The organism is Glutamicibacter nicotianae (genome assembly GCF_002797775.1).
Lineage (GTDB): Bacteria > Actinomycetota > Actinomycetes > Actinomycetales > Micrococcaceae > Glutamicibacter > Glutamicibacter nicotianae.
This window is the reverse complement of sequence record NZ_PGEY01000001.1, coordinates 2011292-2022587: the sequence shown is the minus strand read 5'-3', so window position 1 is coordinate 2022587 and position 11296 is coordinate 2011292. Positions and strand designations below refer to the sequence as shown.

12 protein-coding genes and 1 riboswitch are annotated in these 11296 nt (G+C 62.4%); of the genes, 6 read left to right on the top strand and 6 right to left on the bottom strand.

The window, feature by feature from the left end; translation table 11 throughout:
• The first annotated feature begins 11 nt into the window (after positions 1-11).
• From ATK23_RS09425 to mnhG, 3 genes are read left to right on the top strand one after another with little or no spacing between them, the layout of a single operon-like run.
• Positions 12-638, top strand: coding sequence for a Na+/H+ antiporter subunit E (locus tag ATK23_RS09425; RefSeq protein WP_322787531.1), 627 nt, complete (start codon positions 12-14; stop codon positions 636-638).
• A 2-nt stretch (positions 639-640) separates the two neighbouring features.
• Entirely contained in the window at positions 641-907 is a 267-nt protein-coding gene (locus ATK23_RS09420; RefSeq protein ID WP_038991741.1) for an MrpF/PhaF family protein, read from the top strand.
• Positions 907-1308 carry a monovalent cation/H(+) antiporter subunit G gene (gene mnhG / locus ATK23_RS09415; RefSeq protein ID WP_038991739.1) on the top strand — a complete coding sequence of 134 codons (402 nt, stop codon included), beginning with the start codon at positions 907-909 and terminating at the stop codon, positions 1306-1308. The genes ATK23_RS09420 and mnhG overlap by 1 nt, the downstream gene beginning before the upstream one ends.
• Before the next feature lie 60 nt (positions 1309-1368).
• Here the strand turns inward: mnhG and ATK23_RS09410 are convergent, their stop codons facing one another.
• Positions 1369-1620: a DUF4235 domain-containing protein gene (locus ATK23_RS09410; protein WP_038991737.1), complete on the bottom strand. Its 252-nt coding sequence runs from the start codon at positions 1618-1620 to the stop codon at positions 1369-1371.
• 75 nt (positions 1621-1695) lie between these two features.
• Positions 1696-1816, top strand: a riboswitch (TPP riboswitch).
• A 62-nt stretch (positions 1817-1878) separates the two neighbouring features.
• Between ATK23_RS09410 and ATK23_RS09405 the strand changes: the two genes are divergently transcribed.
• Positions 1879-2487, top strand: a complete 609-nt coding sequence (locus tag ATK23_RS09405) for an ECF transporter S component (protein WP_066141114.1) — start codon at positions 1879-1881, stop codon at positions 2485-2487.
• A complete protein-coding gene (locus ATK23_RS09400; protein WP_066141111.1) occupies positions 2484-4811 on the top strand; it encodes an ATP-binding cassette domain-containing protein in 2328 nt (775 codons plus the stop codon). The genes ATK23_RS09405 and ATK23_RS09400 overlap by 4 nt, the downstream gene beginning before the upstream one ends.
• On the opposite strand, the gene ATK23_RS09395 is transcribed toward ATK23_RS09400, so the two are convergent.
• Positions 4808-5683: an aminodeoxychorismate lyase gene (locus ATK23_RS09395; protein ID WP_066141108.1), complete on the bottom strand. Its 876-nt coding sequence runs from the start codon at positions 5681-5683 to the stop codon at positions 4808-4810. The genes ATK23_RS09400 and ATK23_RS09395 overlap by 4 nt on opposite strands.
• Positions 5684-5848: 165 nt before the next feature.
• Here ATK23_RS09395 and cls point away from each other — a divergent pair, with 165 nt between their 5' ends.
• Positions 5849-7345 (top strand): cardiolipin synthase, encoded by a 1497-nt coding sequence (cls, locus tag ATK23_RS09390; RefSeq protein WP_255209570.1) that lies wholly within the window; start codon positions 5849-5851, stop codon positions 7343-7345.
• Between the two features lie 10 nt (positions 7346-7355).
• Here the strand turns inward: cls and ATK23_RS09385 are convergent, their stop codons facing one another.
• The 4 genes from ATK23_RS09385 to ATK23_RS09370 all read right to left on the bottom strand — a co-directional run bounded on the left by ATK23_RS09385 (position 7356) and on the right by ATK23_RS09370 (position 11134).
• Positions 7356-9281 carry a chorismate-binding protein gene (locus ATK23_RS09385; protein ID WP_066141105.1) on the bottom strand — a complete coding sequence of 642 codons (1926 nt, stop codon included), beginning with the start codon at positions 9279-9281 and terminating at the stop codon, positions 7356-7358.
• 73 nt (positions 9282-9354) lie between these two features.
• Positions 9355-9864 (bottom strand): low molecular weight protein-tyrosine-phosphatase, encoded by a 510-nt coding sequence (locus ATK23_RS09380; RefSeq protein WP_066141103.1) that lies wholly within the window; start codon positions 9862-9864, stop codon positions 9355-9357.
• A 139-nt stretch (positions 9865-10003) separates the two neighbouring features.
• Positions 10004-10627, bottom strand: a complete 624-nt coding sequence (locus tag ATK23_RS09375; protein WP_066141102.1) for a LysE family transporter — start codon at positions 10625-10627, stop codon at positions 10004-10006.
• A gap of 9 nt (positions 10628-10636) precedes the next feature.
• Entirely contained in the window at positions 10637-11134 is a 498-nt protein-coding gene (locus tag ATK23_RS09370) for a MarR family winged helix-turn-helix transcriptional regulator (RefSeq protein WP_038991728.1), read from the bottom strand.
• Positions 11135-11296: the final 162 nt, after the last annotated feature.

The following is an 11296-nucleotide window of genomic DNA, read 5'->3' as shown; positions in this document are numbered from 1 at the left end:
TTGGAGGGATGATGCCGAACAAGAACTTTGAACCGCGCGACCAGCGCATCGATGATGCGCTGGATACCTCCGGCGTGCGCCACCGTGCGACACTCAAGCAGGAGTGGCCGCTCCTGCTGCTGCTGCTCTTCGTCTGGGGCGCCCTCTGGCAGGACTTCTCGCTGGCGAACATGATCTTCGGGGCGGTCATTGCGCTGGTGATCGTGAACCTGTTCCCGCTGCCGCCGGTGGTCCTTTCGGGCCGGATCAACCTTTGGTACTGCGTGAAGCTGTTCATCTGGTTCCTCGGTCAGGTTGTCGCCGCCAGCGTCCACGTGGCCTGGCTGGCAGTGGCCCGCGGGAAGAACACCCGCAGCGCGATCATCGCCGTCCCGCTGCGCACCGGCTCGGACCTGATCGTGATGACCGTGGGCCACGTGCTCACGCTGATCCCGGGATCCTTCGTGATCGACGTGGACCGCAGCTCGTCGACCCTGTACCTGCACTACATCGACATCCAGTCGCCGGAGGATGTGGAGACGGCACGAGCAGCTATCCGGGACATCGAACGCCGGCTGATCATGGCCATCGGCAGCCGTGACGAGTACGAGGCGATCAAGAGCGAATGCGGACCGGACTTCGCTGCGAGGAAGGGGTAGACATGCTGGATATCGTCATCTGGATCTGCGGCATCATGCTCGGGCTGGGTGCCATCGCCTGCCTGATCCGGGTTGCCAAGGGGCCATCAATCCTTGACCGGGTGCTTGCCCTGGACGTGATGCTGCTGATCATCTCCGCCGCCCTGTGCCTGGAGATGGTGCTGCACAAGCACACCGACTACCTGCTGTTCGTGGTTGCCGCGTGCATGCTCGGCTTCATCGGCTCGGTGACCGTCTCACGCTTCGTCTCGGATCAGAGGAATGCCTAATGGAACTCTTCCTCGATATCCTCGTCGCCATCCTGCTGATCCTCGGCTGCCTGATGTCCTTGATCGCAGGCATCGGCTTGCTCACCTTCCCGGACATGCTCACCCGCATGCACGCGGCCACCAAGCCGCAGGTGCTCGGCTTCCTGTTGATCTTCGCCGGGTTGGCCATCTACCTGCGCAGCTGGGCGGTCATCCCGGTCCTCGCGTTGGCTTGGGGCATGCAGCTGCTGACAGCGCCGGTTTCCGCCCACATGATCGGCCGTTCCGGCTACCGCACCAAGCACGCGGCCAAGGAAACCCTGTTCTCCGATGAGCTCAGCCTTGTGGTCAACAGGGTCAATGGCGCACCGCCCACCGGAGCAACACCGATGTCCAAGGCCGAAGCGCCAGAGGACAAGTAATGCGAAAAGAGCGGGAACAGTTCAGCTGAACTGCTCCCGCTCTCGGCTTGCCACCGAAGCCTATTTGGTGAACTTGGCAACAACCTTGTTGGCGCTGCGGTCGGCCACGGTCTGCATGATCGCTGCCACCAGGGCCGAGACGATCGCGAAGCCCAATGCGCGGCGGAAGGACGCTTCAGCCGCTTCCTCGGTGCCCTTGCGTGGCGCTTTGCTGCCAGTTGCCTTCAACCAAATGAAATCAACCAGCTTGCCACCGAGCATGCCCGCGCCAACGGTGATGCCGGTAGTGACAAGTTTCTGCACTTTATCCATTTTTTCCTCGCGATCAAGCTCGTGACACATCGTTCCTCTGCCCAGCATACCTGCGGTATGGTGGGGGAGCAGTAATTATTCCGACAGGGGAGCGTCAGACTTCTACGAAGTCGCAGGACGCTGAGAGTGCGATGGATCGCAGACCCTCGAACCTGCCCCGGCTAGTACCGGCGAAGGAAGTCGAGCATCTCGGATGCGGATAGGCGCAGCATGCCCTCATTCCGTGCATCCCCCCTCCTTTCCACAGGAGGACCAACAATGAACGAAACAATTTCGAAGCATCGTACCGGCTGGCGTGTCGTCGATATCGTCGTGGCATCGGTGATCGCCGTGGCTTCAGGAGTCATTTTCTGGGCATGGAGTGCCGGCTACGGCCTGTTTTCGCTGGCCTTCGCGGCTTTCCCTCCAGCCACCGCGCTGCTCACCGGCATGTGGCTGTTCCCCGCGGTGCTCGGCGCATTGATTATCCGCAAGCCTGGCGCCGCGCTCTACTGCGAGCTGCTGGCCGCCGTGGTTGAAGCGCTGCTCGGCTCGCACTATGGGTTGACCGTCCTGATCTCCGGCCTGGTCCAGGGCCTGGGCGCGGAGCTGGTCTTCGCGGCATTCCGCTACCGCAAGTGGAACCTGGGCGTGGCACTTCTGGCAGGCCTGTTCTCCGGCCTGTTCGCCGGCATTACCGAGGCATACATCCTGGCCTACTACGTCGAGTACACCGCCGGGATGAAGATCTTCCACGTGATCGCCACCGGTGTTTCCGGTCTGGTCATCGCCGGGCTGCTGTCCTGGCTGGCCACGCGCGGACTGGCGAAGACCGGTGCCCTGAGCGCACTGGCGAGCCGGCGTGCACACCTGGAAACCGCAAAATGAGTTCAGTTGCCAATTCCGATGCCGCCTCGCTGACCCAGCGCGGAGCGTCAATCACCGCAACTGGTTTCGGCTGGCAGCATTCGGAGCGGCAGGAACCTGCCATCTCGGGGCTGGATCTGCAGATCCACGCCGGTGAAAAGGTGCTGCTGCTCGGTCCATCCGGTGCCGGCAAGTCGACGTTGCTGCATGCAATGGCCGGGCTGCTGGCAGCCGATGAGGATCAGCAGCTTGCCGGCCAGCTGCAGATTGATGGCAACGATGCGTTCAGCCGGAGCCACCCGGTGGGCTTGATGCAGCAGGACCCGGAGACCCAGGTCGTGCAAAGCAGGGTCGCCGATGATGTGGCCTTCGGAGCGGAGAACCTCGGGATGGATCCGGGCGTGATCCGCCAGCGGATCCCCGAAGTGCTGGACGCGGTCGGATTGGGCGCGCTGTCCTTCGACCACCGCACCCAGCAGCTTTCCGGCGGGCAGAAGCAGCGCTTGGCCCTGGCTGGCATCCTGGCCATGGAACCCGGCCTCATGCTGCTCGATGAACCGACCGCCAACGTGGACCCGCAGAGCATCGGGCCGTTGCGCGATGCGGTGCTGAACGCCGCGAAGCTATCCGGTGCCACGCTGGTTGTGGTCGAGCATCGGATCGAAGCCTGGGCAGAGCATATGGACCGGGTTATCGTGCTGGAACCGGGCGGGGGAGTCGCGCACGACCTGGATCCGCGTCAGCTGTACACCGAAGAACCCGTGCGCCAGGAGCTGGCTGCCGCCGGGCTATGGGTTCCCGGATATGTTCCGCAGGTGGCACCGGCCGAGAACCTTGCCGGAGCCATGCTGCTGGAAGCGCGGCAGCTGGTCTGCGCCCGCACGGCTACCGCGCCGCATACCCAGGCGGTGGATATGGCAGTGCAGGCCGGCACCGCGACGGTGATTCTCGGCGAGAACGGCGCCGGCAAATCGACGCTGGCCCTGGCCCTGGGCGGACTGCTGGCCCCGGCCAGCGGTGAGCTGACGGCCACCGCGCAACTGGCCGACGGCCTGGGCAATTCCCCGTTTGCTTGGAAAGCCGGTGCACTGATCGGGCGGATCGGCTCGGTCTTCCAGGAGCCCGAACACCAGTTCGTGACGCAGAGCGTCCGCGAAGAGCTGGCTTTCGCACCCAGCCGTGCGCAGGCGAGCAGCGCCAACGCGCCGAAGTACGACCCGGCCCAGGTCCAGGCGCGCGTCGATGCGTTGCTTGAACGCTTGGGGTTGGCGCATTTGGCTGAGGCGAATCCGTTCACGCTCTCCGGCGGAGAGAAACGCCGGCTGTCCGTGGCCACCGTTTTGGCAGCCTCGCCAGAGGTGCTGATCCTCGACGAGCCGACGTTCGGGCAGGATTCGAACACCTGGCGGGAGCTGGCCGGGTTGCTGGTCGAAGAGCTGCAGCAGGGCACTGCGATCATTGCAGTCACCCACGATGAGCATTTTGCCTCGGTGCTCCAGGCCAACCAGCTGGTGCTCGCTTCCGGCACCCCGGATGCTGATGCCCCGCGCCAAGGGCCGGTGCTCGATGCGCCGGTAGGGCACAGCTGGCTGGCGAAGATCAATCCGCTGGCCAAGCTGGGTGCGGTGGCCGCGGCAACGCTGCCGCTGATCACCACCTTGGATTGGGTCTCGGCACTGGTGATTATCCTGGCGACCCTGGTGTTCTTCCCGCTGGCCGGGCTGAGCCTGCTGAAATTCCTCAAGCGTGCGTGGCCGTTGCTGCTTGCCGGGATCTTCGCGGCCTGGGGCATTGCCCTGGTGGGCCAGGACAGCGGCATGGTGTACGCGCAATTCGGCGCCTTCAGCATCACCGAGGGATCGGTAGCCGGCGGCATCGCCACCGGACTGCGCGCCTTCGCACTGGCCATCCCGTGCATCTTGCTGCTGGCCACCACGAACCCCAGCGATTTGGGCGGGGCGCTGTCCCAGCAGCTGAAGGTCCCGCACCGGTTTGTGCTCGGGGCGCTGGCAGGCATGCGATTGCTTGGGCTGATGGTGGAAGAATTCACCACGCTCACCCTGGCCCGGCGTGCTCGCGGTGTCGGAAACTTCGGCACCGTGGGCCAGCGCATCAGGGCAACCCTCGGCCAGGTGCTGGCGTTGCTGGTGCAGGCGATACGCCGTGCCGGACGGCTGGCAACCACGATGGAGGCCAAGGGGTTCGGCACGGCCAAGCGCACCTGGATTCGCACGGCCACCTTCACCTGGCGTGATGGCATGGTGCTGGCAACCGGAATCCTGCTTGGCACGACCGCCATGGCTGCGGCCGTGCTGGCAGGGACCTACAACCTGGTGTGGTCCTAGCGGATTGCGTCGCTCAGGGCGCTGAGCTCCTCATGGAGCTCGGCGTCCAGCCGCAACGGCTTGGCATCGATGGTGCGCACCGGGGTGAGCAGGCGGATCGATGACACCAGCCACACGCCGTCGGCCTGGTACAGGTCTTCAGGGCGAAGCGGGCCATAGCCCAGCTCCCAGCCGTCCTGCGCCGCCGCATCGAAGATCGCGCTTTGCGTGGTGCCTGGCAGAATGCCGGTTTCCAGCATCGGGGTGAGCAGCCGCTTGGTCTCGCCATCGCGCTGGGCAACCAGCACGGTTGAGGTCGGAGCTTCGAGGATGATGCCGTCAGCCGAAGTGAAGATGACGTCATGGGCGCCGTGCTTGTGCGCGTAGCGCAGGGCGGCCATGTTGATCGAGTAGGAGAGGGTCTTGGCGCCCATCATCAGCCATGGTGCGCGTTCGGCCAATTTCGAGTCGTAGCCGCGGTCCAGCAGCAGGACATCCACGCCGGTTTCGCGCTGTTCCTTGCCCAGCGCCGGTGCCGGGGTGACGGTGACCCAGCAAATGGCGGGATCGCTGTCGTGCTCGCCGCGTGCAGCGACCAGCTTCACCACTGCTTCTTCGGCGCCACCGGTGGCGTCGAAGTCGGCCACCGCGGTGTCGACCGCGGCATACCAGCTGCGCGAATCGGGGATGGCCAGGTCTGCGACTTCAGCAGAGATTGCCAACCGTGCCAGATGCGCTTCGAATTTGCGGACGGCCTGGTTGGTGTAGAGCATCGATTCGAAGATGCCATCACCTCGCGTGACTCCCTGTGCAGTGACCAGAAGCTGCGGTGCGGTGATATCGGCAAGACGTCCGGCCGGATAGGCAGGATCCAAGAATACAAGTGAGCTCATAAAGACAGATTATCGAACCCCAGCGTCTTCTGCGTGATTTCTGCGGGCGGAGATTCAGACAAGCAGGAGATTGTTCGATAAGCTAATCGAAGGATTTTGGCCTGTATATCGCAGATCAGAGGCCGAAATGCCAACTTCGAGTGTATAGCCAAAGGGGGTGCCTACGTGTGGCCGAGCAATGAAGTCTTCTTGCAGATCGGCGGTGTTCTCTGGAGCGTGCTGGTCGCGATTGAGCTTGCGGTCCGCTACTTCATGATCGGCATCGTTCCGGGCAACCGGCGCCCCACCACCGCAATGGCATGGCTCTTGGCCATCTTCTTCCTGCCCGTGGTAGGACTTGTCGCCTATTGGCTATTCGCCAATCCACGGCTGTCGCGCAGCCGGTTGGAAAAGCAGCGGCGGGCCCATGATGAAATCATGGAGGCCACGAGCCACATGCAGCTGCCCGAAGAATTCCATTCCCAAGAGGAATGGGTCGAATCGGCGGTCATGCTCAATCGCAACCTTGGTGCCATGCCGCTGGAAGGCGGAAACCAAGTTGAGGTCCTTTCCGATTACCGTGCCTCGCTTGACGCAATGCGACTGGAAATCGAAAAGGCCACCCGTTATGTGCACATCCAGTTCTACATCATGGGCGATGACCCGGACTATGTTGGGCCGGTACTCGATGCGCTGGAAGCGGCAGCGGATCGCGGCGTGCACGTCCGATTGCTTTTCGACCACTTGGGGACCTTGCGCGTCAAGGGCTACAAGGATTTCAAGAAGCGCCTGAAGAAGTCCAATATCAACTGGCACCCGATGCTGCCCATCGACTTGATTGGCCGGCGCTGGCGACGCCCGGATCTGCGCAACCACCGCAAGATCCTGGTGGTTGACGGCGAGGTGGCTTTCACCGGAAGCCAGAACCTGATCGAACCTGGCTACAAGCGCGAGTCCGCCCACAAGGTTGGCCGCGAATGGGTTGAAATGATGTTGCGCGTCGAAGGCCCGCTGGTGCGCAGCCTGGACGTCACCTTCGCTACCGACTGGTGGCAGGAGGACGACGACCAGGAAGTGCTGATGGACATGGCCGAGGCCCGCCACCCGCTGGCCTACGAGGAACGCCCTGGCTCCACCCTGGCGCAGCTGCTGCCCAGCGGCCCAGGCTACGGGACCGAGAATAATCTGAGGCTGTTCAATACGCTGATCTATTCGGCCTCCGAACGCCTGGAGATCACCAGTCCCTACTTCGTTCCCGACGATTCGCTGCTCTACGCCATCACCACTGCCGCACAGCGCGGGGTGGAAGTCGAGTTGTATGTTTGCGAAGAAGGCGACCAGTTCCTGGTGCACCATGCACAGCAGTCGTATTACCAGCAGCTGCTGGAAGCCGGCGTGCGCATCCACCGGTACCCGGCTCCCATGGTGCTGCATACCAAGTGCTTCACCGTGGATAACGAGGTGGCGGTGGTGGGATCCTCGAATATGGACATGCGTTCGTTCAGCCTGAACATGGAAATATCCGTGATGCTGCTGGGCCGGGAAATGGTCGATGCGGTCAACCAGGTGCAGAAGCACTATCGGGATATTTCTTCGGAGATCACCCTGTCGCAGTGGCGCCGCCGGCCGCGCATGCAACGTTGGATCGACAACGTCGCACGCCTGACGGCCACCTTGCAGTGACGCGTAGCGCTTAGGATTCGTCCGGGAAGCTGGCCCCCAGCGCCTGGAGCACACCACGGGATTTGGTGATGACCTCGTCCCATTCGTCGGCGGGTACCGAATCTGCGGTAATCGCTCCGCCTAAGCCCAAGCTCAAGCGCCATGACTGGTCAGCCAGCTGGTCGCAGACCAGGGTGCGGATCACCACTGAGAAGTCGGCAGCGCCATCAGCACCCAAATAGCCCACCGCCCCTGAGTACAGTCCGCGGGCACGATGGTTTTCCAGCTCATCCAGGATATTCATTGTGGACAGCTTCGGTGCACCGGTCATGGAACCGGGAGGGAACGCTTCACGCAGGGCCTCGGCGGCCAAGTGCGGGGAGGACAGCGTGGCGTCGATGGTCGAGACCATCTGGTGCACCGTCGCATAGGATTCCACCGCGCACAGCCGGGCTACCTTCACCGAACCGGGAACCGCATGGTGCGACAGGTCGTTGCGCAGCAGGTCGACGATCATGATGTTCTCGGCCCGGTCCTTGGGATGCGTAGCCAAATCATGCTTCAAAGCGAGATCCGATTCTTCATTCTCGCCGCGCGGACGGGTGCCCTTGATCGGCTCGGCCCGCAGCTGCCCGTCCTTGGACAGCGCGAGGAAGCGTTCCGGCGACATGCTGGCGATCTGCAGATTGGCGAAGCGCAGGTAGTGGGCAAAGGGTGCCGGGCTGGAGCGGCGCATGCGGCAATAGGCTTCGAATGGATCGAACTGTTCGGCATGGGCGGTCAACTCGGTGGTCAGGCACACTTCGTAGGTGTTGCCTTCATAGATCTCCCGTTGAGCTTTGCGGATCTTGTGCTTGTAGCCGGTTGCAGTATCCGCGCAGCTGAATTCCGGGATGGGCAATTCCCGCCCGCTGCGCAGTTCTGGCGGGTTGCCCAATAGGATGCTCACTGCCGCTGCGGGCTCGGCAATGCTGTGCAGATGCATCTGCTGTTGGTGATGGTCGATGACCACCACGGTGTCCGGCGCGAAGAACTGGGCATCCGGGCGTACCCGTCCGGGTTCAACCAAAGCCTGCAGATCTGCGGCGCCGACCTCGCGTTTCAGCTCATACCCGAGATACCCCACCCATGCGGGCAACGGATAGCCGGTTTTCGCATCGATTGGCGAGCCAGGCCAGCAGCCAGCCAGGGCGCGGAAGAAATCTTTGCCCAGCCGTACTTCAGCGCCGGGCAGTCGGATGCTCGTGCCGTGGCTGGTAGCGCTCAGCAACGGCGGCTGCTGAGCAGTGGAGAGAGCAAGCACCGAATAGCGATTGCGTTCCAATGGGTCGCTGAGCTTGTGGCTTGTCGATTCCAATAACGCGGCATGCGGAAGGGCAGCGGCCAGTTGCTCGAAAAGCGAGGCCGCATCACCTGGCGCCTCGTAGCTCTGGCGGAATTCCAGGACGCTGGGAGCCGTGTTGGGGCCTGCGCACCGCTGGCGTATTCCGGCGGGCAGGTATGGGCAGGCCAGTGCCCAGATTTGCATGGGATCGAGGTCGCTGGCGGCGTCCATCACCAGGTCGGCCGCGTGGTGCGGGTTATGGGCCTTCAGGTACCGATCTTCCTGCTCGGCCCACATGTCCCAGTACGGGCGGTAGGTCTCGCCGTCGCGGGCCAGGGCCCGGTCGCGGCGGCAGTTTTCCGGGGCCTCAAGCCAGATTCCGAGGTCGAGGTACTTCCGGGCTGCGCCATGGAGCGCGCCGACGCCTTCAACGACAACGATCTCGGCAGGCGAGAAGTTGCTGGATTGGCCGAGGGTACTCGATTCCCAATCCCAGGTGGGGTATGCAGCGGTGAGCCCTGCTGCCAGCTGCGGCAGGATCCGTTCATACAGCTCGAAGGAACTGTGCAGTCCATCCCAACCGTGGTAGAGGTCTTCAAGGCGCAAAATAGCTACGGAGGCGGTGGCTTCCAAGTATTCCGCTAGGTCTGTTGCAAAGGTGCTTTTGCCGGATCCGGAACGCCCGTCAATGGCAATAAGTGTTGGTCTAGCGGTTTCCACGAGAGGTGATATTACTCCGCACGTAATCTACAAGGGCAGGCAGGGAAGCAGAAATGAGTTTCCAGGTCTCGCGGAAATCTCCCGCGTCACCGTACCAAGGGTCGTAAATGCCCTGCTGGTCGTGCGGGGAGTTCGCGGTTCCCGGATCGAAGGAACGGAACATCCGCAGCTGCGGGCGTTCGCTCGGATCGATCTCGGCCAACTCGGGAACGAGATCCTCGAAGTGGTCGGTGTCCATTGCCAGGACAAGATCCATCTTGGCAATTTCGTCCGAGTCGATCTGGGCGGCAATGTGCTCAGCAGCATCAAGCCCATGGCTGCGCAGCGTACTGGCGGCCCGCTCATCGATGCGCTTGCCGACTTCGCCATCGGTGATGGCTCGCGAAATGACCTCCACCTGCGAGACCTCGGCGTCCTTGAGCGCATTCTTGAGCATGTACTCGGCCATGGGGGAACGGCAGATATTTCCCGTGCACACGATCATTATCCGGAACATGGCATCAGTCTATGGGCACAAGGCGATTCGATCGATAGCTACGCGCACGTTTCCCGGCAACAAAACGGCAACGATTCGGTGCGCAGGGTCATGAATGGGTTACGACTAGGGGTTCAAGACGGCTTTGGGGGAGAAAAAATTAGTGGATCAGCAACAGCAGCGCGGCGACCAGGATGAATAGGATGCCGAAGAGGATGTTCAGCAGCTTGGCACCCCGGTAGGTGGCGGTGAAGCGCTGGAAGGTACGGGCGGTGCCGGCAAAGAAGAAGAACATCACCAGGATGTCCACCACGATGACCGTGCCGATGAAGATGGCGTATTGGGCCAGGAGCGGCTGGTCGGCGCGGATGAACTGCGGGGTGAAAGCCAGGAAGAAAACTATGGCCTTGGGGTTGAGCAGGTTGACCAGGATGCCGCGGTTGAGCATAGCCCAAGGGGTCAGCTTGTGCCCGCTGCTGGATCCGTCGGAGGCGACCTCGGGTTTGGACAGCAGCATCCGGATGCCCAGGTACACCAGATAGGCAGCTCCGGCGTAGCGGATGATGGCGAAGAGCAACGGCGAGCTGGCCACGAGCAGCCCGACTCCGGCTGCGACGATGACCACATGGATCAGCAGGGCGATCTGCTGCCCGAGCACGCCCCAGATGGAAGCGCCCCAGCCCTGCCTCAAGGAATTGCTCATGGTATTGATCGCACCGGCACCGGGGGTGAAGCTGATGACGATGCAGGCGCTGAGAAGGGAAAGCCAGAGGGAAAGGGTCACTGCTTAATGCTAGGTTGCCGGGATGCTGCGGGCTGATTCGTTGCGCGCTGTTACGGCTTCTTCGCGAGCACTGTCCACCCCGGCAACCGCTTCGGCCATGAAACGGGCTATGACCTGCAGCTGCTGTTCGTCGTAGTGGCTGATCACTTCGCGCATTTTGATGCCCAGCGGCATGAACATTTCCCTGCCCTTGCCTCGTGCTTTGGCGGTCATGGCAATGCGGATGACACGGCGGTCCGCATCCGAGCGCTGGCGCTCGATCATGCCCAGTTTTTCAAGGCGGTCGAGCATGGCGGTGGTAGCTGGGGAGCTCAGCTGCAGTTCGCGGCTCAGGTCGCGGGGAGAAGGCAGCTGGCCGCGTTGCTCGTGCTTCATGATGATCGACAGCGCATTCATATCCGTGCGATGGGTTCCGTACAGTGCTCCAGTGGACTCAACGTACCGGTCTGAGGCCTGGCCGAATTCCTGCAGGAGCATGACCAAGCGGTGCTGTTCTCTGGCGCTCATAAGCGCAATCCTAGTCTGAAAAATTCAATAGCCTAGTAACTATTTCGATAATGGAAATACATCTTGTAGTATTGCGTTCGGGATCGCTGGTCGATCCACCGGCAGCAAATACGAGTGAGGACGGATCAGTGGCGCATCTAGCGAAAACCGGCCAGGCACCGG